Here is a 22,112-nt window from a genome sequence, read left to right on the forward strand (position 1 = left end):
TGATAAGTCTTTCTTCATTCACCGAACACTGCAGGCGATATTCACGGGCGGGCGACCAATCGTGCGCGAATCCGTCCACGGGCGTTCGCTCCCGCCGGCCGCGGGTCCGAGCGGGGAGTACTTCTTTCGCTTCGGGGAACGTACCGCAGTCGATGGACCACACCGACGAATGCGCGGTGCGCATTGGCCGGGCCGAGACGGACAGCGTCGACGTCCTCGCGGACCTCTGGGTCGAACTCGCCGCCGACCAGCGGTCCCACCGCTCGCACCTGCGGGCCGACGAGAACCGCGAGCAGATACGCGAGGCGATGGCCCGCCACGCCGTTACCGGCGGCCTCCGCGTCGCCCGCGACGGCGAGGAAATCGTCGGGTTCGTCATGTTCGGCCTCGAACGCGGTGACTTCGAGCAGGACGACGTCCGGGGGATCATCCGCAACCTGTACGTGACGCCGGCCCACCGAGGCCGCGGCGTCGGGTCTCGACTCCTCGAAACCGCCGAGACGACGCTCGCCGACGCCGGTGCGGCGCGCATCAGCCTCGAAGCGATGGCGCAAAACGAGCGCGCGCGGCGGTTCTACGAGCGACACGGCTACGCCGTCCACCGAGTCGAGTTGGAGAAAGCGGTCGAAAGCGATACACACTCAAAGGAGGACTGACTACTCGGAGTCGCGCCAGGAGAGCATGGGCGGTTCATGCACTCGACTTGTAATCGAGACTTCGTGGGTTCGAATCCCACTCCTGGCTTTCGATCGAAACCGTTCTCGCGACGAGAGGCGACGACTACCTCGAATGCTCCCACACGTGTCGCATCTCGGCTATCACTCCGTCCCGCTCGTCCCGTACCTCCGCGATGAGGCTGCGACCTGAATCGGAGAGCGTAATATCGACCGTGTGAGGGTTCGCGCCCGGCAGATGCGTCCGCTCGAGCACCGTCGCGGCGTCTCCGCCTTCGTGAACCAGTCGAAACCAGCCGTCGCGGAGTTCGGCGCGGTAGTTCAGGTACTCGTCGCTCGGCGGGGTTCGACCGATCTCTCCGGACCCCGTTTCCAGAACCCGCCCGATTCTCGTCCGCAGACCGTCGAAAGAGAACCGCCTTACGATCCCCATTATGTGATAGATTGAGTCACACCAGATGGAAAAATGGTTGTGACTGTATATTCAACCATTCCTATTACTCGGTACGGCGTTCCGTCTCCGCCGCGAACAGAGCGATTCGACGGCGCTCCACGTCCGAGGAGTCCGTCGCTCGGAATCGGGCGTGCGTTTACGATACCTTCGGCTCGACGGCGCCGCCGGCGGGTCTCCGGTTCAGCCGAACCGTGAACGCTCTCACGGGGAATGAGACCGTAAGGCGCGGCGGTGACGAATTACAACTGAACCGAAATTCACAACCGGGAGGTTCTTCTGCCTCGGCGTCGCCACTTTCGGACGAGCGATGGCACCCCAGGACCCACTCAGTATTCGGCTCGTGACCGAAATCTCACGACTGGAAGGTGTCGAACCGTTCGAACTTCCGCCGCTGGAAGACTGCATCGACACGGAGTCACTCGACGGTCTGTTCGGAGGGTCGGACACGCCGTTCTACGAGGGCGAGATCAGTTTCCGCTACGCGGGGTACGATGTGACGGTTACGCACACCGGCGAGTTCGAGGTTTCGTAGAAGCCGCCGTACGTCATAGGGTGACCCGGGCCTACTCTTCGGCCGCTTCCGCGGTGTTCCCGGCGCTCTCGGTGTTCTGTGTGGTCGTCAACTCGTCGTCCAGCAGGGACGCGAAGTCCACCGAGTCGTCGTCGTACATCTCCCGGTAGGTGACCGCGAGCCCCCCTCTCTCGGTGAGTTCGTACAGGCCGCCGTTCTCGCTCGGTCCGACGCGTCGGACGAGTTCGAGCGACGCGAGTTTCGAGAGTTGGTTGTTGACGTACCCTCGATTGCGGTCGAGTTCGAGCGCGAGGTTCGCACCAACGTTCCGGCCCTCGCGTAGCCGGTCGAGAATCATGAAATCAGTCGGGCGAAGTTCCACTTTGAATCACTCACTAGTCCAATTATCTTCCGAGTGGGAAATATCTTTCGTAGATTTGGACGTATGAAATTAATAGCGAGACGACGAGCGGACGTTGTTCAGATTCGGTGGTATCGGGGGAGGAACAGACCGTGCGCCGACATCGGCGCGGATGTGCGGCGGAACCGCCGGATGACGGCGGCCCCGGGAGGGCCGAACGACAGTGGGGTGCTCGACGGACCGCGGATTGAGGGGAGTCCGCGGTATCCGTCTCGCGCCGCGGACGGCGCGTTTTCCCCTACGGCGTCGATTCATATAACCACAGCGTATACTCAAAGAATCGTTTGACCGAACGCGGTGCGTCGGTTCGACGCGGCGACGTCAGCGCGAGGAGTCGTTCTCGCGCGGCGCGAGGAGGATGAGCGCGCCGGGAATAGAGAGCGCGACGAGTTTCAGCGGGTTCTGTCTGATGTTGACGTCGGGGTCCAGCGGTTCGCTCTGCACGTCGGTGATGCGGAGACACGAGTAGTAGACGGTGATGTGCGTGACGACGTAGCCGAACAGGAACGGGACGACGAGCGGGTAGGTCAACCCCACCTGCGTCGCCAGCAGATCGAACAGGATGGCCGTCGCGGAGGCGACGGCGACGAAGTCGCCGACCTGCAGAGTGACGCCGGTGAAGGCGGTGACGAGCGAATCGATCCGAGAGGACGTGTACGGCGTGTAGACGAAGGCGGTGAACACGCTCGCGGCGACGAGACCGACGCCGAGGAACAGTCCACCCACCGGGTACACGTACTCCATCTCGTTCTCGCGAACGACGGGGGAGAGTATAGCTCTATCTTTCCGACTATCAGAACTGAAGATAGGTAGAGCGGTGACGGACCGTTCGACGCGCTCGCGTGGCCGCTCAGATGACGTCCAACTCGGAGAGCAGCGCCAGCGTCCCGGTTGAACCGCCCGTGGTTTCGGCCGGGCTACTCGCATCGTTCTCCGAGTCGGCGGGGGCGTCCGATGGAGTCTCGGTTTGGGTTTCGGACTCGGAGTCGGAGTCCGGTCCGGCCTCGACGGACTCCTCGGGGGGGTCGTCGATGCCGTTCGAACCCTCGGAGGCGTTCCGCCCGTCGTCACCGGCCTCCGACGCCGATGCGGTCTCGGCGGGCGTTTCGGTCGGCGTGTCCGTCGATGTCGCCGTTTCCGTCTCCGTTCGTTCGGGTGAGACCGAGTCGTCGCCCGCGGCGGTGGGAACCGAACCGGTCGTCGACTGCGAGTCGGTCGGAGTCTCCGAATCGGTCGGGGTCCCGATGTCGGTCAGCGCTGTCGGATCCGTCGCATCCGGAGCCCCCGTCTCCGCGTCGGTGGTCGTTCCGGCGTTGGCGTCCGCGGTGACAGAGCGGTTCGCCCCGACCGCGTCGCCCCGACCGGAGGCGTTCTCGGAGTTACCCGGTGCCGAACTATCCGTATCGTCGGCGTCGGCGCTCCGGTCCGAGGCGTCGTCTTGACGGGAGTTCCCGGCGTTGTCGCGCGAATCAGCGTCTGCGGCGGGCGTCCGAGAGGCGTTCCCAGCGGTGGCGTTTCCGACAGTCGCGTTTCCGGCGGTCGAGTTCCCGACCGTCGTGTTATTCCGACCTGCGAGTCCCGGCGCCCCCGTCGCGTTTCCGGTCGCGTTCCCGCAGGTTCCGTTGCCGGTGGCGGCGTTCCGAGCGCCCGCCGAACCGTTTAATGAGTCGTTTCCGGCCGTCGCGGAGCCGTTTATGCTGCGGTTTCTACCGTCCGCGGCGACCGAGCAGACGTCGCCGCCGGTTATCTTCGTCTCGTTGACGGCGTCCCCGCCGGCCAGGCCGTTACCGGCGTCCGGTCCCGAGAGGTCGCGCGCCGCGGCGGCGCTCGACTCCGAGAGGTTCTCGACGTCGTTCTGAAGCCTTGACAGTCGCTTCTCGCCGATGTCGTTCGACCGCCGCGTCTCCGCGGGGAGGTCGGTGGCAGTCTCCTCGGTCTCGTTCAGCATCCTCCGAGCGGAACGTATCTCCGCGGAGAGACGCGCCGCCGTCGCCCGGTATCGCCCCTCCGAGATGTTCCCTTCGCGGCGCGCCTTCTCCAGTTCGTTCAACCGTTCGCGGAGGTCGGCCAACTGTCCGTCGACCAGGTTCAGTTGCCGCGAGACGACGTCCGCCTTCGACTCCTCGCTCTTCGACGTCGTGATCTGCACCTCGTAGGAGCGCTGTTCGAGTTCGCCGTCTATCTCGGCCTGCTGAACGGCGATGACGCCTGCGAGTTGCGCTCCCGGCGCGAGGCCGTCAGAGGCACCGGCCGCGGCGTCTCCGTTCGCGCTCCCGTCGCTCTCGTTCTCCGCCGACTCCCCGGTCGCGTTGTCCGGCGAGAAGGTCCCGGGGGCGTCCCGAGAGGCAACCGCGCCGGGACCCGTCGCCCCGTCGGTGGGTCCGGTCGCCGCCGCGGTCGCGACCCCGAGGGGAGTCGCGGCCACGACGAACAGTAGCACGGCGAGTACGGCGACACGTCTCATTCTATCTACTCCTTTCGAAGCCATCCACGTATAATCCGCCGACGCTCGCACCGGATTGGGCCGAATCAACGACGTTTTACGGTCGCCGCCGTCGGTCGATTCCGCGTCCCGTCGCCGGTCGGGTCGGGTGAACGGTCGAAACATATTTATTCGTCCTCCCGGCCGGCGTCCGCGTCGGGGAGCACGAGAACGTTCTCGCGGCCGAGGCGGAACGCGTCGAGTTCGTTCGCCTCGCGCATCCGGCGGACGACTTGACTCGTCTTCGCGTCGGTCCAATCGAGCGTCTGGGCGACCTCCTGTTGCTTCAGGCGGCCGCCCTCGTGTTCCATCAGCGCGAGAACGCGCTCCTCGTTGCTCAGGAGTTCGTCCTCCCACGGCGACGTCCCGTCGTCCGCTTCCGACGCGGCCGTCGACGCGCCCGTGTCGGGGTCCGACGCCGCACCCTCCGAACGTCCCGTCTCGGAGGCGTCGTGGGGATCGGCGGCCACCGCCGTCGATTCGGCGTCGCCCGTGCCGCCCGACCCGTCGTCCGGCGGCGCGGTGCCGGTCCCGTCAGTGGCGTCGGCGCCGGGAGGAACGCTCTTCTCACGCTTGCGGTAGAGCACCCATCCGCCGCCGACGACGGCCGCGGCGACCAATAACCCCGCGCCGCCGAGCCACAGGTTCGGCCCGTTCCCACCGTCGGACGACGACCCGCCGCCCTCTCCGCCAGCCGTCGCCGGTCCGCTCGTCGTCACTCCCGCGTCAGTCCCCGCGGACCCCCGCGCGGTGACGACCAGCGAGGGTTCGCCGGAGCCGAAGTCCAGCGGGCCGTTCCAGACGACGGTCCGCGTCCGCTTGTCGTCGGGCGCGGGCGCGGCGTCCTCGACGACGTACCCCTCCGGCCACGTCATCAGAAGCGACGTCTCCTCGTCGAGGAACAACCCGCGGAGGGCGTCGCCGGCGCGGATGCTGTCGCCCTCGACGACGGCGAAGTTCGTCCAGACGAACCGGTAGGTGAGAACGCCGTACTCCTGCGGGAGCTGCTGTCTGGAGGCGCTGACGCTCACGTTTTTGATGGCCATCTCGCGTCCGGTGGCGTTCTCGGCCGTCGCGGCCGTCGACTCCATCCGACCGCGGAACTCCGAGGAGTACTCCGACCCGTTGGCTTCCACGTCGCGTTTGACCGACTCGAACGCCGCCGTCGAGTTCTCGTCGTCGAGGAGGACGCGGTACTCCACCGCCCACTCGGCGGTGCCGTCTTCGCGGATGTCGATGCGGAGGGAGACGTCGTCGGGGGCGAGTTGCGTCCCGGCGATGGTGCGCGTCTGCTGGCCGGTGGCCGGCGCCGCCGCGCCGATGACGACGGCAAACAGGACCAACCAGAGGACGCAGATAGTACGGGGAACGAGACGACTCATTCGGCGATACCCACGACACCCTCGGACAAACAACTTCCGAGTGAGACCGGGAACTATCCGATTCGGCACAGCTTCGACCGGCCTCTCTCTCGCTCCGTCGCGTCGCCGCTTACCGCCGCTCCGAACCGTCTCGCGCGCTCGATTGGCGTTTCGGCCCTCGTCGGTCCGACGACAGACGGGGGAATCGGGAGTCGCCGCCGGAATCCCGTCACAACGTTTATCAGAGACAGCTCTCGTCACTTAGATGTCATGCCCGAATGTCAGAACTGCGGTTCCTTCGTCACGACGGCGTACGCCCGGGTTTTCGCCCCGGACGGCATGGACAACCCGCGCGTCTGTCCGAGCTGTGAGGATATGGTCCGCGACGGCGCAGAGGTGAGAAAAGCGCGCTCACCGCGGAACACGTGATGCGCCGCGGTCAGGCGACTCGGTAGCGTTCGGCGTCTTGGTGGACGAAGCCCCGGTCGCACAGCGTTCCCAGGATGCTGTACAGGGAGATCTTCTTCATCTCCAATCCGCTCTGGAGTTCGGTCACCGACGACTCTCCTCGGACCGACAGGAAGAGGTACACGAGCTTCGCGCGCGGCGATTTGAGCTCCGCGGGGACGGTGACGGAATCAGAGTCGGAGTCGGCTCCGGCGGCGGGTCGCGGTTGAACAGTGCCTTGCATTGTTGTTGTCGACTCGTTGGGTTCGACGATAATAAAACTCCTCCACGTCGATTGTCGAATGCCTCAGAATCCTATTCGGGCGGGAGCGGCGTCGAGGCGGTCGCACGGCGAAACTGTACGGATCGTTGATAGACGAGCGGGCTCGTTCGGCGGCCTCGATTTTCGACTTCTGACGAGAACCGGGGACGACCGACGCCGGCCGGCGGGACGGACTCGAGGACGGTCGGTCGGTTCTCGGTCGGGGAGTGGAAGGGGCGGGATTCGAACCACGCGAAGCCGTAAACCCGGGCGACCCGAGGGTCGCTGCCGGAAATTTATCGCTCTACCACTGAGCCACCCTTCCGGGCCGACGTACGCCGCGCCTCGGTAAATAGGCGACGGCGTGGAAAGAGGGAAAACGAACCGCGCGGCCGACGGACCGAATCAGTAACTGCGGACTTTCGGCTCGTACGTCTTGTTCTCGCCTTCGAGGACGACCGGTCGGTACCACAGGTCGGGGCGGCCATCCTCCCACGACAGCATCGTGTGCTTGAGCCACACCTCGTCGCGGCGTTCCTGGTTCTCCTTGCGCCAGTGGGCGCCGCGGAACTCGTCGCGGGCCAACGCGCCGAGCGTGATGGCCTCCGCGAGGTCGAGGACGTTCCGCGTCTCGATGGTCTGGATGAGGTCGGTGTTGAACGTGCTCGACTTGTCGGCGACGTACACGTCCTGATACTTCTCGCGCGCGTCGCGGATGTCTCGGAGCGCCTGCTTCAGTCCGGCCTCCTCGCGGAACACGTTCACGTTCCGCGTCATCGACTTCTGCACGTCGGCGCGAATCTCGGCGTGCTGTCGCCCCTCATCTTTCTCCAGCAGGGACTCGACGCGTTCGCGTTCGGTGTCGAGTGCTCGCTGGACGTACTTCTCAGGGGAGAGCGACCCGCCCGAGGAGGTGGTCGTACCGCCGCTACCGTCCGCGACGACGTCCTCGCCGGGGGCGGAGACGTCGCCGGGTTCGACGGGCGTGTCGACTTCGCCGGTCTCCCAGTCGCCGCGCTTGCCGGTCTCTATCTTCGCCGTCCCGAGGTCGCCGCCGGCGGCGTGCTGGCCGGCGCGCTTGCCGAAGACGGTGAGTTCCGGGAGGGCGTTGCCGCCGAGGCGGTTCGAGCCGTGGACGGACGCGCAGGCGCACTCGCCGGCCGCGTACAGGCCGCTGATGCACGTCTCACCGTTCTCGTCGGTCTCGATGCCGCCCATCGCGTAGTGCTGGCCGGGCTTGACCGGCATCGGCTGTTCGAGGGGGTCGACGCCCTCGAAGTCCTCCGCGAGGTGGACGATGTTCTCCAGTCGGTCAATGATGCGCTCCTCGCCGAGGTGGCGCATGTCGAGGTGGACGTACTCGTCCTCGATGCCGCGTCCCGCGTTCACCTCGGTGAGTTCGGCGCGCGAGACCACGTCGCGGGAGGCGAGTTCGCCGTCGTTGTTCGCGTAGCCGTACTCGAACATGAAGCGCTCGCCGTTCTCGTTGTAGAGGATGCCGCCCTCGCCGCGCACCCCCTCGGTGATGAGGACGCCCGTCGAGGGGAGCGTCGTCGGGTGGAACTGGATGAACTCCATGTCCTCCAACGGGACGCCCGCCCGGTAGGCCATCGCCGGTCCGTCGCCGGTGTTGGCGACGGCGTTCGTGGTGTGGTCGAACACCTGACCGGGGCCGCCGGTGGCGAGGATGACGCCGTCGCGCGCGCGGAAGGCGTCGAGACCGCCGGATTTGATGTCGTAGGCGACGACGCCGTGACACTCCCGGTCGGTCGGGTCCTCCTCGTCGGAGACGGCGAGGCGAGTGACGTACCACTCGTCGTACACCTGGATGCCCCGCTTGACCAACTGCTCGTACATCGTGTGCAGGAGCTGATGGCCCGTCTCCGCGCCTGCGTACGTCGTCCGCGGGAACGACATCCCGCCGAACGGACGCTGGCTCATCCGGCCGTCCTCGTCGCGGGAGAACGCCAGCCCCCAGTGTTCGAGTTGGATGACCTCCTCGGGACTGTCCTTACAGAGCGTCTCGATGGCCGGGGCGTCGCCGAGGTAGTCGGACCCCTTCATCGTGTCGTAGGCGTGCTTCTCCCAGGAGTCGCCCTCGCGGAGGGCGGCGTTGATGCCCCCTTCCGCCGCGCCCGTGTGACTGCGGACGGGGTGAAGCTTCGAGACGATGGCCACGTCGGCCCCCTCTTCTTGTGCCGCGATGGCCGCGCGGAGCCCCGCGCCGCCCGCGCCGACAACGATAACGTCGTGTTCGTGCATAGTGTGAGTGTTTGTCGTGGGTTAGAACTGGCTGAACTTATGCTCCCCGTTCACCAGAACTTCAGGTTGTTCTTGACCGCTTCGCGCTTTAGCTCCTGGATGTGCTCGGTGAGGGGGATATCCTTCGGGCACACCTCGGTGCAGGAGAACTGGGTCTGACAGCGCCAGACGCCGTGTTCCTGCTCCATGATCTTCATCCGGTGTTCCTTCATGTCCTCGCCCTCGCGTTCGTCCATCGTGAAGCGGTACGCCTTGTTGATGGCCGCGGGGCCGAGGTACTTGTTGTCCCCCGCCGCGATGTTACACGAGGACATGCAGGCGCCGCACCAGATACAGCGCGTGGACATCTTGATCTTCTCGCGGTTCTCGCGGGACTGGAGCTGTTCGCCCTCCGGGAGGTCGTTCGTCTGGAAGTACGGTTCGACCGCGTGCATCTGGTCGTAGAAGTGCTCCATGTCCACGACGAGGTCTTTGACGACCTCTTGGTGGGGGAGCGGTTCGATGCGGACGGGCTCTTCGAGGTCCGACAGTTGGGTCTTACAGCCGAGTCGTTGTCGACCGTTGACGAACAGCGCGTCGGACCCGCAGACCGCCTGCCGGCAGGAGTGCCGGAAGGTGAGACTGGAGTCGTACTCGTCGCGGGCGTACATCAGCGCGTCGAGAACGGTCATCCCGGTGTGGTACGGGACGTGGAACTCGTCGAACCGCGGCTCCTGTTTGCCCGCTATCTCGGGGTCGTAGCGGAACACCTTCAGGAGGTAGGTGCCGTCCTCGCTGAACTCCCTCTCGGCCTCCTCGGCTTCCCGCTGTTGGTCGCGCTGTGCGGCCCGGTCGCGCTTTTTCTCCATGCGCGCCTGCTGTGCGGCCGACTGCGACTGCGATTCGGTGTCGGCGGACGATTCTTCTTCGGTTTGCTCCGGAACTTGCGTGCTCATATTAGAAGGGGAGGAGTGTGATTCCCGCCCACGCGTTCGCCGTTCGGACGCCCTGTACGATCAGGAGGAGGCTGGCGGCGACCAGCGTCCACTTCACGGCCTTCTTCCGCGTCCCTTCGATACCTTGGTTCACCAAGGCGTTGAACACGCCGTTGACGCCGTGGAACGTCGCGGTGACCAAGAACAGTATCATCAGCGAGTAGTACGTCCACTGCTCCATTCGCGCCGACGACATGGCGAAGGTCACCTCGTCCGCGTGGTGGACGAAGTGGAGCAGGAAGAAGTGGAAGGCGAGCACTATCACGAGGAACGCCGCCGTGATGCGCTGCCAGAGCCACCGTCTCCCGCCGCGTTCGAACGAGGAGTAGTGTTCCGCCATCGTCAGAACACCCCCGCGAGGAACGTCGGTACGCTGGCGACGACGATAGCGCCCGTCAGCGCCAGCGACGCGTAGAAGCTCTTGTCCTGTGCGTGAAGCCCCACGCCGAGGTCGACGAGGAGCAGGCGGAGGCCGTTGAGGATGTGGAAGACGGCCACCGCGAGGAGGCCGACTTCGAGGATACGAACCACAAGCAGGCTCTCGAGGGTCTGGATGGTCTCCGTGTACGCCGCCGCGCCCGTCAGCGCCGTCGAGAGGACGGCGATGTGGGTGAAAAGATATCCCACCAGCACCCAGCCGGTGAACTTGTGGAAAATCCAGGCCCACATCCCCGCGGAGAACTCCTTCCATCGGCCGAAGTCCTCGATGAGGCCTCGATTGTAAGACTGACTCATGCTCTCTTGAGGGTCGGGAGCGCGGTAGTATAGAACTTACGTGTACGGCACGAGTCGCGAGAAAAGAATCGGCAGCCCGTGCCGCGAAGTCGACGGGGCGAACGGGGTTCGTTAATCGCCGAGCGAGTGCCAGATGCGACGGGGACGAGGGAGCGCCTCTCGGGGGGCGATTGCTCGTACGCCGCTCCGACTCAGGCCCTGAGAGAGTCGCCGTCGGGCGACTGCTCGCGTTCGACGACGCGGCGGACGCGCTCTTCGAGTTCGACGAGGTGGCACAGGGGGTTGCCGGGATACACCACGGGGTTCTCCAGGACGCCGACCATCAACCCGGTGAACGGCGCCTCGACGGTGATATTGTCGTCCTTGAACGGGTTGGTGATGGTGCAGATACGGTCGCCCTCGTGGACCAACGCGCCGCGGTCGTAGTGCATGTCGACGATGCCGCCCGCGTCGGCGCGAATCCACGTCTTCTCGTTCTCGTCGTCGATGACCGTCCGCCATCCGGGCCAGCGGACGGCGGTGTCGTCGTACAGGCCGTACTCCGCGAACACGCTCTCGACGCCGGCGAGCGCCTCGTCGATGAGTCCGCGCTGGAACCGGTGGGCCTCGCCCATCTCGACGGTGATGGCGGGGACGCCCGCCGCCGTCGCCTCCGTGCGGAGCATTCCGTCGCCGCCTCCGCTCGCGATGATGACGTGCGAACCGAACGCGTTGGCGAGGCGGGCGGTGCCCGCGTGCTCCATGTCGGCGCGGACGTGGAGCATGTTCGTCCGCCCGCGCGTCGACGTGTGGAAGTCGATGCCGAAGTCGCAGGGGAGGATGAAATTGTCGAAGATGCGGGCGGCCATCCGCTTGGCGCTGGTCGAGTCCTCCCGACCCGGGAACGAGCGGTTCAGGTCGCGGTCGTAGATGGGCAGATACCGCTGCTGGGCGAGGAATCCGGGGACGTTCAGCACGGGCATGCAGACGAGCGTTCCCGCGAGGTTCGAGAGGTCCCACTCGTGGGCCACCTCGCGGACCACTTCGATGCCGTTGAGTTCGTCGCCGTGCGCCGCGGCCGTCAGAAACGCCGTGGGCCCGTCGCGCTCCCCGTTGATTATCGTCACTGGGATTCGGACCGGGTCGCCGAGATAGGTTTCGCTGATGCCGTACCGGATATTCTGCGTCTCGCCGCGTGCGACCTTCCCGCCGTTGTACGTGAAGGCCCCGTCGTCGCGCATACCCGGGTCTGGGAGGGGAGCGTACATAAAGTCCCCATACCTCCTCGTCGCCGCCGAACTACCGCTCCGGCGAGGAGACACCGGCATACCTTTGAAACCCGCCTCTGTTAGGTTGCTGTATGTCTGGCGATGGCGATTCGGTTCGTGTCGGGGTGTTGTCACTGCATAACAGCAAGGAGACGAAGGCCATCTTGAACGCGGTCGACGATCTCGGACACGAGGGCGTCTGGCTCCGCCGAGAGAACACGGCAATCAGCATCGAGGACGGCGACGTCTCGGTCGAACCCGAGGTCGACATCATCGCCAACCGCCTGCTGCTTTCGAACACCGAAGAGCCCGCGGAACTGCTCGGTCTCGCCACCACGTTCGAGCGCATCCGACCGATGCTCAACGAACCGGCGTCGGTGCTCACCGCCGTCCACAAGTTCGCCACGGCGGCGACGCTCGCCAACTGGAACATCAAGGTTCCGGACGCGCTCCTCGCCCTCTCGAACGAGCGGCTGAACCAGGGTCGCGACCGCTTCGGCGACGTGGGCGTCTACAAATCCGCCATCGGGACGCACGGCGGCGGGACGTGGAAGGTCGACCTCACGAGTCCCGTCAACCCGAAGGTCGGCAACCGACAGGCGTTCCTGCAGGACCTCATCGAACGCGACGAGAACGAGCACCGCGACCTGCGCGTCTACATCGTCGACGGCGAAATCATCGGCGCGATGTACCGCTACGCCCCGGAGGGCGACTGGCGGACGAACGTCGCCCTCGGCGGCGACGTGGCCGACGCGACGGGCGAGATGCCAAAGGAGGCCAAGGAGACGGCGCTGTACGCCGCCGAGGTCATCGGCCTCGACTACGTCGGCGTCGACCTCATCGAGGGCGACGACGGCTGGTTCGTCCTCGAAGTGAACCCGACGGCCGGGTTCAAGGGGCTGTACAAGGCGACGAACCGGTCGCCCGCACCCTACATCGCCAAACTCGCGATCGAACAGGCCGGCGGGGACGTCGAGGAGGACCGCGTGGCCGAACTGGCGGCGACGCTCGACGACTCCGAACCGGCGAGCATGCCGCGCGTCGACCCCGGCCCCGAGGGGGAACTGCCGCTCATCGGTTACATCGAGGAAGTCGTCGTCTCGGGGACCAGCGGTTCGACGCAGGCCTTCGCCAAGTCCGACACGGGGGCGACGCGGACGAGCATCGACACGTCCCTGGCCGCGAAAATCGGCGCCGGGCCCATCAAGAGCATGACGCGCGTGAAGTCGGGGTCCGTGAAGTCCGGGAAGGCGCGCCCCGTCGTCGACCTCGTCATCGGTATCGGCGGTACCCAACACACCGTCACCGCCAGCGTCGAGGACCGCTCGCACATGGACTACCCGCTCCTCCTCGGCCGCGACATCCTCGAACACTACCGCGTCGACGTGCGCCGCCGCGTCGACGAGGGCGGCAAGGACGGCGACAGCGAGGAACGCCTCGAAGAGTAGCGCGACCGGGCGAGGGTTCGTCCGTCGGGAGCGACGCCCCTGTTCTCGGGCGTCTCGAACGACGCCCCTATCTTTCCGGCGACGCAGACGACGGACATGGACCCGATACGGAACGACGACCGACTCGCCGAACTCGTCGAGGAACACGGCGAACTCGCCGTCGAACCCGCCCAGGACGAGTTCGAGCGATTCGTCGTCTCCATCGTCAATCAGCAGTTGTCGACGCAGTCGGCGGCCGCCATCCGCGACCGCCTGTTCGAGCGGTTCGAGGTGACCCCGGAGGCGATGCTGGCCGCCGAGGAGGACGCGCTCCGCGACGTGGGACTCTCCTCGCAGAAGATATCGTACGTGCGGAGCGTGGCGACGGCGTTCCGAAAGGAGGACCTGACTCGGGAGGGCCTCGCGCACCTGACCGACGAGGAGGTGGTCGAGCGACTCACCGAGATTCGCGGCGTCGGGGACTGGACGGCGAAGATGTACCTGATGTTCGTCCTCGGCCGGGAGGACGTCTTCCCCGTCGAGGACCTCGGGATTCGGAAGGCGATGGCGGAACTGTACGGCATTGACGAGGACGACCGGGCGGCGATGGTCGAACGCGCGGAGACGTGGCGACCCCACCGGACGCTCGCCTCCCGGTACCTCTGGCGGTCGGTGGACTGACTCTTCTTACTCCTCGTCGGCCATGTAGTCGGCCCAGACGTACCGCGTCGCCAGCGACCGGTACGGTCGCCACCGTTCTGCGACCTCCCGCATCTCCGCCCGCGTCAGTTCGCCGTCCTCCCCGCTTCCCCGCCCGTCGCCGTACAGGTCCTCGATACCGCGCCGGACCGCTAGGTCGCCGAGAGGGAGGACGTCCTCCCGTTCCAGGACGAACAGGAGGAACATCTCGGCGGTCCACTCGCCGACGCCGCGAACCTCGGTGAGTCGCTCGACCACCTCCCCGTCCGAGTAGTCGGCCAGCGCCTCCCGCGAGAAGTCCGACTCCCGGAAGGCCCGCGCCGCGTTCCGGACGTACTCCACCTTTCGCTCGGAGAGACCCGCCTCTCGGAGCGCCGATTCGTCGGCGTCGAGCACGCGTTCGGGCGTCACCTCCCCGTCGAGCACCTCGAACACGCGCTCCGTGACCGCCGCCGCGCTGGCCGTCGAGATGCTCTGATAGGCGACGGCGACGACGATGCGTTCGAACTCGGACCACTCGCGTTCGGTGTAAGGGTCGCGCCGTTCCATCAGTCGCCGCATCACGGGGTCCGCTCGAAGGGCGGATTCTGCGTCGTCGGTCACGGTGGGTTCGTTCCGAACGCAGGGGGCCGGAGGGAATAGTCTCTCGGCCGACGGTCCGAGCGTACGTCACGAAGAACCGTTAATAAACTAGATAAAAGTTTCAACTGACTCCGAGGGAAACGTTGAAACGCCGCGCAACCGAGAATCGGGTATGGAGTTAGACGATATCAACACTATCACGGTTCTCGGTGCCGGTAACATGGGGCACGGTATCGCCGAAGTCGCGGCGCTGGCCGGGTACGAGGTGCACCTGCGCGACATCAACGAGGAGTTCGTGGAGAACGGCTACGACCAGATAGAGTGGTCGCTCGACAAACTCGCCGAGAAAGAGCAGATAACCGAGGCCGACGCCGAGGACGCCCTCGGACGGGTGGAGACGTACGTCGACCTCGCGGAGTCCGCCGCGGACGCCGACGTGGTGATAGAGGCCGTCCCCGAGAAGATGGACATCAAGAAGGACGTCTACACCGAGTTGGAGGCGGCCGCCCCCGACCGCGCCGTCTTCGCGACGAACACCTCCAGCCTCTCGGTCACCGAACTCGCCGAGGTGACGGAACGACCGGAGCGGTTCTGCGGGATGCACTTTTTCAACCCGCCCGTCCGGATGCAACTCGTCGAGGTCATCTCCGGGGCGGACACCTCCGCGGAGACGATGGACCTGATAACCGACCTCGCCGAGTCGATGGACAAGACGCCCGTGCGCGTCATGAAGGATAGCCCCGGGTTCGTCGCCAACCGCATTCTGGTTCCGCTGATGAACGAGGCGGCCTGGATCGTCGAGTCGGGCGACGCCACCATCGCGGAGGTGGACTCCACGACGAAGTACGAGATGGGCCTCCCGATGGGGAGTTTCGAACTCGCCGACCAGGTCGGCATCGACGTGGGCTACCACGTCCTCGAGTATATGCACGAGGTGCTGGGCGACGCCTACGAACCCTGTCCGCTCCTCGAACGGAAGGTCGAAGCGGAGAACCTCGGAAAGAAGACCGGCGAGGGCTTCTACGACTACGAGAACGGCGAGGGCGCGCAGATTCCCACCGACGAAGTCCGTGACGACATCGCCCGTCGCCTGACGGCCGTGATGGCCAACGAGGTGGCCGGCCTTCTCGGGAACGAGGTGGCCACCGTCTCCGACGTCGACCGCGCGTTGATGCTCGGCGGCGGGTTCCCCGACGGCCCGGCGAAGATGGCCGACGACGCGGGTCTGGAGACGCTGGTCGAGACGCTCGACGACCTGCACGAGGAGACGGGCGAGGAGCGCTACGAGGCGGTCGACTACCTCCGCGAACTGGCGGAGTCGGGCGAGAACTTCCACGGGAGCGCCGACGACGGCGACGATTCGGACCCCTACGACTTCGAGAACGTCGCCGTCGAGGTGCGCGAGGGCGTCGGCCACCTCGAACTGGACCGCCCCCACCGGCTGAACACCATCAGCGACGACCTCATCGCCGACCTCTCGGCGGCCGTCGACGCCCTCGCCGCAGACGAGGCGGTCCGCGCCATCCTCCTCACGGGGGCGGGCGACCGCGCGTTCTCCGCCGGCGCCGACATCCAGAGCGCCGCCGGAAGCGCCGGCGACCCGCATCTTGGAACCGAGCTCTCGCGGCGGGGACAGCGCGCGTTCGGTAAACTCGAAGACTGCGACAAGCCCGTCGTCGCCGCCATCGACGGCTACTGCCTCGGCGGCGGGATGGAACTGACCATGTGCGCGGACCTCCGCGTCGCCTCGAAGCGCTCGGAGTTCGGCCAACCCGAACACGACCTCGGTCTCCTGCCCGGGTGGGGCGGCAGCGTCCGCCTCCAGCGCATCGTCGGCACCGGCCGCGCGAAGGAGATCATCTTCACCGCCGACCGCTACGACCCGGAGACGATGGCCGACTACGGCTTCGTCAACGAGGTATACGAGAACGACGAGTTTGACGAGAAAGCCTTCGAGTACGCCAAGCGCTTCGCGCAAGGGCCGCCCATCGCGCAGAAGTACACCAAGCGCGCGATGCACAACGGATGGGAAGACACCGACGCCGGTCTCGAGGTCGAAGCGCAGTCGTTCGGCTTGCTCTTCGCGACTGACGACCTGATGGAGGGGATGACGGCGTTCATGGGCGACCGCGACCCCGAGTTCGAGGGCGAGTAAGAGACTCCCTCCCGCGGCTACTCCGTAACGGAATCTTTAAACAAATTAGCCTACCACGATAGAGTGCAGGCTCGGTTGGTGTAGTCCGGCCAATCATCTTGGCCTTTCGAGCCGAGGACCAGGGTTCAAATCCCTGACCGAGCATGCTTCTGAAGAACGTAGTGATGAAGAAACACGCGTAGCGTCGGGAATTTGAACCAGCGAACAACCCGTTGCGAGAGAAGTTCAAACCCCGCCAAGCACTCTCACGTGTTCTACGCGCCGATATCGACCGAGCGGTGACGGATCTCCGTCCACCGAAACGTCTTAGCCGACCGAGCGGCGTTCACCGGCGTGTTCCTCAACGAACTCGCACGCGCTAGAGCACCGTTCGCCGACCGAACTCGGGCGTTCTCGAACGCGCTCGCAGAGTTGACCGGGCGAGCGGGAATCGAGGCGCGCTCCTGAGATGGGGACGCTCGTTCTCGACATCGAAACCGCGAGTCCCTTCGGAGAACCGCCCGCGAACTCCAACGAGACGGAACACTACGAGTGGGTCGCCGTCAGCCTCGCCTACGTCGACGAACTCGACGAAACGCCGGAGGTCGAGGTGCTGTTCCGCCGCGGTGACTGGGCGGACGCTCACACGACCGACCTCTTCGAGCGACTGTTCGAATGGTGCGACGACCGGGCCGTCGACCGGGTGCTCACCTACAACGGCACGTGGTTCGACGGCAAGCATCTCCTCAACTGGGCCGAAGAGATCGACGCGTCTACCGACCACGAGTTCCAGCAACACCTCCAGACGCTCTTCGAGAACCACGTCGACGTCGCCCTCGCCGCGGCCGACGAGTACGCCGAGGAACTCTGGGAGGACCAGTACATCCTCCCCGACTGGAAGGCGTACGACCTCGCGGGTATCGACAACGCCAGCGTCTGGTACGACGATTACGATTTCCCGGACGTCTACCTCTCGGAGATAGACGGCCCCGCCGTGCAGGGTAAACACGTCGGGAAGGTGCTCGGAGCGCGGTACGTCGAAAACGTCAGTGTCGGTATCGAGACGACCAGCGTCCACCGAGAACTCACGCGACTCCTCGAAGACTACTGCAGGAGCGACGTCGCGGACCTGATCGAACTCTACGACACGCTCGGTGGTCCCGCCCTCGACGAGACGTATCGTCGCTCGGCCCGCGAGATCAGATAGGAGTTAGTTCTCGCACCTCGGTCGGTCGACGCGACCGAGATTCGACTCCCCCAAATGACATTTTTGTGTTATTTCACTATCAGCAGTATTTTATACACAAGAGGCGAGTCTGAGATATGAGCCGTCCACGAACGTTGCCTCGACGCGTCGCGCGTCGCGGGAGACTGTTTATACCCTCGCGCGGAGTACGTGGACGTGACCGGTGGGGGAGGTCAGCGAGGTGAGCGTACAACGCGTGTTCACAGACGACAAAGCCGAACGGTTGACGAAAGATGCCATCTACTCGATGCTGAGCAACCGCCGTCGGCGGTTGGTGCTCAACCACCTCCGCCGAACCGAGGCTGATATTTCGGTTCGCGACCTGTCCGAGGCGGTGGCGGCGTTAGAGAATGATATCGACGCGAGCGAGGTGACGTACAAGCAGCGAAAGCGCGTCTACACGTCGCTGCACCAGACGCACCTGCCGAAACTCGACGACGTGGGCGTTTTGGTGTACGACCGCGACCGCGGCATCATATCGCTGACGCCCCTCGCGACCGAACTCGACTCGTTTCTCGTGGACGCCGACGAACCGCCCCGCCCGACGTCGTGGTCGGTGTACTATCTGGGGCTGTCGGCGCTGTCGATAGTTCTCGTGAGCCTCGCGTGGACGCGGGTCTTCCCCTTCTCGTTGGTTCCGGACCTCGGGTACGGGCTCCTCATCGGAGTCGGGTTCGCCGTCTCTGCGGCCCTGCACGTCTACGCCGAACGACGAACCGAAGCGGGGGAGGTACCGCGCGTCGTCGCCCTGTTGACCGACTCTCGTCGGCGAAACGACGACTGACCGACTCCGACACGTTCAAGCCGTCCGCTCTCGGGGTCCGAACATGGCGCCCTCGACACGCGCTGTCCTCGCCCTCTCGACGCTCGTCGCCGCCGTCGCCACCGTGGGAAGCCTGTTTTTCAGCCTCGGTCTCGGCCTCGTCCCGTGCGAACTCTGCTGGTACCAGCGCATCCTGATGTACCCCTTGGTCGTCGTCCTCGGCGTGGCCGCCGCGGAGGAACGAGCCGACGTCTACCGGACGGTACTTCCGCTGTCGACGCTCGGAATCCTCGTCTCCTCGTACCACGTCTACATCCAACTGTTTCCGGTGTCGACGGGGTGTACGCTCGGCGGCGGATGTTCCTCGATACAGTACCCGATGCTGGGCGGTCTGTTGACCATCCCGCGACTCGCGCTGATCGCGTTCGTCCTGATCACGGTCCTCGTCGGCGTCGTCGCCCGCGGACGGAACGGCGCGTGGGCCGGTCGGTGAGGAGACGGCGCGTCGACCGGTCGAGAGACCCGACGCGTCAGAGCGACTCGCGCGGGCATACGATGAATTCGCGCGGGTCCGCGACGGACTCGCGGCGGAAACGGGAGCGGTGGCTCGCCGTCTCGCGGAATCGAAAAACCGCTCGCAATCGTACGCTCGCAGACCGTACTCGCGGCGGTCGAAACAGTACCGAACGAGGCGGTCTGCAGCCGCTGACGCCGCTCTCCCCCATTCAGTCCTCGTCGGCGGGCGTCGCCGTCTCGAACTCGGGGTCGTCGTCGGCGCCGAGTCGGTGGAGCACCGAACTCCGCTGATCCACCAGTTGGTACGTCGCCGAGACGACCAAGAGGAGGAAGAACACTCCGCTCAGGAGCGCCGGCCCCACCGACGAGAGCGTCGGCACGCCGATGCCGGACCCCAGTAGCGAGAGCAGACCGAGAAAGCCGAGGCCGAGGTAGTACTCCGCCCAGGAGATGCCGTACTTGGGGACGACCTCCATGTACACCGTCACCTCGTCGGCCGCCTCGGCCAACGCGACGGTCTTGGCGTCGCTGTCGTACGTCACGATACCTAGCTCGTCCAGTTTCGGCAGGTGCGTCTGATGAAGCGAGACGTAGACGCTCTGCCGGACGTTGCGCGGCGGGGGCGACTCCCCCGACTCGACCGCGCCGATGTACTCGGCGAGGTCCGCGACGGTCTCCGCCTCGTCGGACGACTGCAGTCGTTCGATGACGTGGCGTCGCCGCTCGTTGCGCAGGACGTCGTGGATGTCCGATTGGTCGAGGCTATCTTCGTCTCCGCGCCGAGATGTTCCCACCGTCCCGGCCCCTCCCGTGTGCATTACACTCCTCCTTTCGGCCGGAGGGATATCAACCTATCTGAGTATTATAATTTCTGATAAAGGGGACTGTGTGTCCAAAGGGACAGTTACGAGAGCCACTCTTCGGGTTTCGTGTCGTAATCGACGTCGGTGGCCTGAATGCGTTCTTCGATGTCGGCCTCCAGGTCGAACAGTTCGAACTCCTCGCCGTCGTAGCGGAGTCGCTTGCCCGTCTCGATGGGCGTCGGTTCGCGGTTGCGGCGGCGGGCCACCTCCACGTCGTGGTCGTCGTACTCCTTGACGATGGTCGCGATGTTCACCGGGCGGCCCCAGAGGTCGTAGATGCGTTCGAGAACCCCGCGCGCCTGCCCCATATTGAGCATGATGCCGTTGTACTGGTGGGCCAACAGCAGTTCGCCGCGGTTCTCGAAGTTGCCGTCGAAGACGACGATGGTCGGCTTGCCGAAGTTCGTGAACTGCAAGAGCAGTTTCTTCTTCACGTCCTCGTAGTCCACGGAGGCGACGCGGAACTCGCCCGTCGACTGCGTGAACTCGTAGGTGAAGTAGTGGTTGTCCTTGACGAACTCCTGGGTGAGGAACGCGTCGATGAACGTCACGTCGTTGTGGCTCTCGCGTATCTCGCGCATCCGGTCCCACCCCGCCGAGTAGTCGACGTCCGCGACGGCTTCCTCGACGGTGTCGTACATCTCGTCGTCGAACATGTATCGCGAGAGGCGTTCGAGTTCCGACCGACGGACGCGCCCGAGGAACCCGCGGTTCTGCGGTTTCACGAGCGAGAAGTGCCGTTCGACGAGTCCCTCGTAGGTGAGCACCTTCCAGGGGTAGGCGTCGACGTCCACCTCCTCGCCCGAGAGCGCCCGGTCCAGCGTCTCCCAGTCGACGCGCGGGTCGTCCTCGTCCAGTTCTGCGAGGAGGTCCAGCGTATCCGAGCGGACGCCGTCGATGGCCGGGTCCGGCGCGAGCAGTTCCTGCACCTCCTCAAAGTCGATGGCGTCGTGGAAGTTGCGCCACGAGACGCCCTTCACGCGCAGGAGTTTGTCGGCCACCTCCCGCCGGTTCGTCGTGTTCTCGATGTACTCCCAGAGTTCCTTGCCGAGTTTGTACGGGTTGAGGCCGGGAGAACCGAGGACGCGCGCCTGGTGGTCGGCGTAGGTGAGGAACTCGTCGGTGCCCGCGAAGCGCTCTTCGCCCATCATGAGCGACTCCCAGTAGGCCGCCCAGCCCTCGTTCATCACCTTCGTCATCTTCTGGGCGGCGAAGTAGTACGACTCCGTTCGGAGCATATCGAGGACGTCCTTCTGCCACTCCTCCATCTCGACGGCCTTGCCCTCCTCCTCGTCGTAGTAGGTGCCGTGGTCTCGGAGGTACGCGAGCACGTCCCGCCGCGGCGCGTCGAGTCTCGCCGCCTCGGCTTCCGTCTCGGCGAGTCGGTCCAACCACTCCTCGTCGAACACCTGCTGGCGCACGTCCTGGGAGATGTCCATGTCGTCCAACCGCTTGCGCAGGTCCTCCGGTTGAACCCGCTCGCGTCCGCTGGCCGCGTCCGTGATGGTGCGGTGTTGGTCGATGTTGTCTTCGAGACAGAGCACCGCGTCGATGAACCGTTCGACGTCCTCTCTGTCTATCTCCGGGTCGTCCGTGTACCCCTGGATGGTCTCGGCGTGCCGTTCGAGCATCGCCGCCGCGTCCAGGTCCGTCTCGCCCGCGAACATGCCGAACCACTCGTTGTTGGCGAAGAAGTCCGCGTGCGCTTCGACGTGCGTGATGACCGCCTTCTGGTCCGCCAGCGAGTTCGACTCCTGCAAGAACGCGTGCGAGGGATTGTCGTTGTTGACTATCTCGAACGCCTTGCCCATGCCGAACTGGTCTTGCTTCTGCTGGCGGTCGTACGACATTCCCCACCGCCAGTGCGGGTACCGACGCTGGAACCCGCCGTAGGCGATGAGTTGGTTCATATCCTCGTAGTCGACCACCCAGTAGTTCACCGGGTACGGGTCGAGGCCGAGTTTGCGGGCGAGGTTGCCCGCCTCGCGGACGGGTTCCTCCAGTTGCTCGGCCGCCTTCTGTGCGATCTGTCTGAATCGTCTCATGGTCATG

The 22,112-nt window shown here is 65.4% G+C and carries 23 protein-coding genes and 3 tRNA genes; 11 read left to right on the top strand and 15 right to left on the bottom strand.

Annotation, left to right across the window (positions count from 1 at the left end):
- Window positions 1-152 precede the first annotated feature (152 nt).
- Complete coding sequence (locus C474_RS01200; protein ID WP_008383150.1) at window positions 153-656, top strand: GNAT family N-acetyltransferase; 504 nt, start codon at window positions 153-155, stop codon at window positions 654-656.
- A gap of 14 nt (window positions 657-670) precedes the next feature.
- A tRNA-Thr gene (locus C474_RS01205) sits at window positions 671-744 on the top strand.
- Between the two features lie 36 nt (window positions 745-780).
- On the opposite strand, the gene C474_RS01210 is transcribed toward C474_RS01205, so the two are convergent.
- Window positions 781-1,107, bottom strand: coding sequence for a hypothetical protein (locus C474_RS01210; protein WP_008383151.1), 327 nt, complete (start codon window positions 1,105-1,107; stop codon window positions 781-783).
- A 328-nt stretch (window positions 1,108-1,435) separates the two neighbouring features.
- Here C474_RS01210 and C474_RS01215 point away from each other — a divergent pair, with 328 nt between their 5' ends.
- The gene (locus C474_RS01215; protein WP_008383153.1) at window positions 1,436-1,660 is read left to right on the top strand and encodes a HalOD1 output domain-containing protein; all 225 of its coding nucleotides are present in this window, start codon (window positions 1,436-1,438) and stop codon (window positions 1,658-1,660) included.
- 31 nt (window positions 1,661-1,691) lie between these two features.
- Here the strand turns inward: C474_RS01215 and C474_RS01220 are convergent, their stop codons facing one another.
- The 4 genes from C474_RS01220 to C474_RS01235 form a co-directional block, all read right to left on the bottom strand.
- A complete protein-coding gene (locus C474_RS01220; RefSeq protein WP_008383155.1) occupies window positions 1,692-1,997 on the bottom strand; it encodes a helix-turn-helix domain-containing protein in 306 nt (101 codons plus the stop codon).
- A 384-nt stretch (window positions 1,998-2,381) separates the two neighbouring features.
- On the bottom strand, window positions 2,382-2,804 hold the full coding sequence (locus tag C474_RS01225; RefSeq protein WP_008383157.1) for a hypothetical protein: 423 nt from the start codon (window positions 2,802-2,804) through the stop codon (window positions 2,382-2,384).
- A gap of 106 nt (window positions 2,805-2,910) precedes the next feature.
- Window positions 2,911-4,524, bottom strand: a complete 1,614-nt coding sequence (locus C474_RS22275) for a hypothetical protein (protein WP_008383159.1) — start codon at window positions 4,522-4,524, stop codon at window positions 2,911-2,913.
- A 146-nt stretch (window positions 4,525-4,670) separates the two neighbouring features.
- Window positions 4,671-5,924: a helix-turn-helix transcriptional regulator gene (locus tag C474_RS01235; RefSeq protein ID WP_049916622.1), complete on the bottom strand. Its 1,254-nt coding sequence runs from the start codon at window positions 5,922-5,924 to the stop codon at window positions 4,671-4,673.
- Window positions 5,925-6,173: 249 nt separating this feature from the next.
- On the opposite strand from C474_RS01235, the gene C474_RS22470 reads away from it, so the two are divergent.
- Entirely contained in the window at window positions 6,174-6,332 is a 159-nt protein-coding gene (locus C474_RS22470; protein WP_169330558.1) for a DUF7563 family protein, read from the top strand.
- A 10-nt stretch (window positions 6,333-6,342) separates the two neighbouring features.
- Here C474_RS22470 and C474_RS01240 read toward each other — a convergent pair whose 3' ends face one another.
- From C474_RS01240 to C474_RS01270, 7 genes are all read right to left on the bottom strand, one after another.
- Window positions 6,343-6,594 carry a sugar-specific transcriptional regulator trmb gene (locus tag C474_RS01240; RefSeq protein WP_008383163.1) on the bottom strand — a complete coding sequence of 84 codons (252 nt, stop codon included), beginning with the start codon at window positions 6,592-6,594 and terminating at the stop codon, window positions 6,343-6,345.
- A gap of 246 nt (window positions 6,595-6,840) precedes the next feature.
- A tRNA-OTHER gene (locus tag C474_RS01245) sits at window positions 6,841-6,937 on the bottom strand.
- Between the two features lie 80 nt (window positions 6,938-7,017).
- Window positions 7,018-8,874, bottom strand: a complete 1,857-nt coding sequence (locus C474_RS01250; RefSeq protein ID WP_008383165.1) for an FAD-binding protein — start codon at window positions 8,872-8,874, stop codon at window positions 7,018-7,020.
- Between the two features lie 50 nt (window positions 8,875-8,924).
- On the bottom strand, window positions 8,925-9,809 hold the full coding sequence (locus C474_RS01255) for a succinate dehydrogenase/fumarate reductase iron-sulfur subunit (RefSeq protein ID WP_008383167.1): 885 nt from the start codon (window positions 9,807-9,809) through the stop codon (window positions 8,925-8,927).
- 1 nt (window position 9,810) lies between these two features.
- Window positions 9,811-10,188, bottom strand: a complete 378-nt coding sequence (locus C474_RS01260; protein WP_008383169.1) for a succinate dehydrogenase hydrophobic membrane anchor subunit — start codon at window positions 10,186-10,188, stop codon at window positions 9,811-9,813.
- Between the two features lie 2 nt (window positions 10,189-10,190).
- Entirely contained in the window at window positions 10,191-10,583 is a 393-nt protein-coding gene (gene sdhC / locus C474_RS01265; protein WP_008383170.1) for a succinate dehydrogenase, cytochrome b556 subunit, read from the bottom strand.
- 191 nt (window positions 10,584-10,774) lie between these two features.
- Window positions 10,775-11,803 (bottom strand): succinylglutamate desuccinylase/aspartoacylase family protein, encoded by a 1,029-nt coding sequence (locus C474_RS01270; protein WP_008383172.1) that lies wholly within the window; start codon window positions 11,801-11,803, stop codon window positions 10,775-10,777.
- Window positions 11,804-11,922: 119 nt separating this feature from the next.
- On the opposite strand from C474_RS01270, the gene C474_RS01275 reads away from it, so the two are divergent.
- Window positions 11,923-13,278: a putative ATP-dependent zinc protease gene (locus tag C474_RS01275; RefSeq protein ID WP_049916623.1), complete on the top strand. Its 1,356-nt coding sequence runs from the start codon at window positions 11,923-11,925 to the stop codon at window positions 13,276-13,278.
- 96 nt (window positions 13,279-13,374) lie between these two features.
- Window positions 13,375-13,938, top strand: coding sequence for a DNA-3-methyladenine glycosylase family protein (locus C474_RS01280; protein ID WP_008383175.1), 564 nt, complete (start codon window positions 13,375-13,377; stop codon window positions 13,936-13,938).
- Window positions 13,939-13,944: 6 nt separating this feature from the next.
- On the opposite strand, the gene C474_RS01285 is transcribed toward C474_RS01280, so the two are convergent.
- A complete protein-coding gene (locus C474_RS01285) occupies window positions 13,945-14,559 on the bottom strand; it encodes a DNA-3-methyladenine glycosylase family protein (RefSeq protein WP_008383178.1) in 615 nt (204 codons plus the stop codon).
- Window positions 14,560-14,710: 151 nt separating this feature from the next.
- Here C474_RS01285 and C474_RS01290 point away from each other — a divergent pair, with 151 nt between their 5' ends.
- The 5 genes from C474_RS01290 to C474_RS01310 all read left to right on the top strand — a co-directional run bounded on the left by C474_RS01290 (window position 14,711) and on the right by C474_RS01310 (window position 19,174).
- Window positions 14,711-16,693, top strand: a complete 1,983-nt coding sequence (locus C474_RS01290) for a 3-hydroxyacyl-CoA dehydrogenase/enoyl-CoA hydratase family protein (RefSeq protein ID WP_008383180.1) — start codon at window positions 14,711-14,713, stop codon at window positions 16,691-16,693.
- Between the two features lie 69 nt (window positions 16,694-16,762).
- A tRNA-Glu gene (locus tag C474_RS01295) sits at window positions 16,763-16,837 on the top strand.
- Window positions 16,838-17,141: 304 nt separating this feature from the next.
- Window positions 17,142-17,879: a hypothetical protein gene (locus C474_RS01300; protein WP_008383181.1), complete on the top strand. Its 738-nt coding sequence runs from the start codon at window positions 17,142-17,144 to the stop codon at window positions 17,877-17,879.
- 220 nt (window positions 17,880-18,099) lie between these two features.
- Window positions 18,100-18,702: a DUF7344 domain-containing protein gene (locus tag C474_RS01305; protein ID WP_239640357.1), complete on the top strand. Its 603-nt coding sequence runs from the start codon at window positions 18,100-18,102 to the stop codon at window positions 18,700-18,702.
- A 43-nt stretch (window positions 18,703-18,745) separates the two neighbouring features.
- Window positions 18,746-19,174 carry a disulfide bond formation protein B gene (locus C474_RS01310; protein WP_008383185.1) on the top strand — a complete coding sequence of 143 codons (429 nt, stop codon included), beginning with the start codon at window positions 18,746-18,748 and terminating at the stop codon, window positions 19,172-19,174.
- Window positions 19,175-19,406: 232 nt separating this feature from the next.
- On the opposite strand, the gene C474_RS01315 is transcribed toward C474_RS01310, so the two are convergent.
- Window positions 19,407-20,015 carry a DUF7344 domain-containing protein gene (locus C474_RS01315; protein ID WP_008383186.1) on the bottom strand — a complete coding sequence of 203 codons (609 nt, stop codon included), beginning with the start codon at window positions 20,013-20,015 and terminating at the stop codon, window positions 19,407-19,409.
- An 86-nt stretch (window positions 20,016-20,101) separates the two neighbouring features.
- Complete coding sequence (locus C474_RS01320) at window positions 20,102-22,111, bottom strand: SpoVR family protein (RefSeq protein ID WP_008383188.1); 2,010 nt, start codon at window positions 22,109-22,111, stop codon at window positions 20,102-20,104.
- Window position 22,112: the final 1 nt, after the last annotated feature.

Origin of the sequence: Halogeometricum pallidum JCM 14848, assembly GCF_000337095.1 — an archaeon.
GTDB lineage: Archaea > Halobacteriota > Halobacteria > Halobacteriales > Haloferacaceae > Halogeometricum > Halogeometricum pallidum.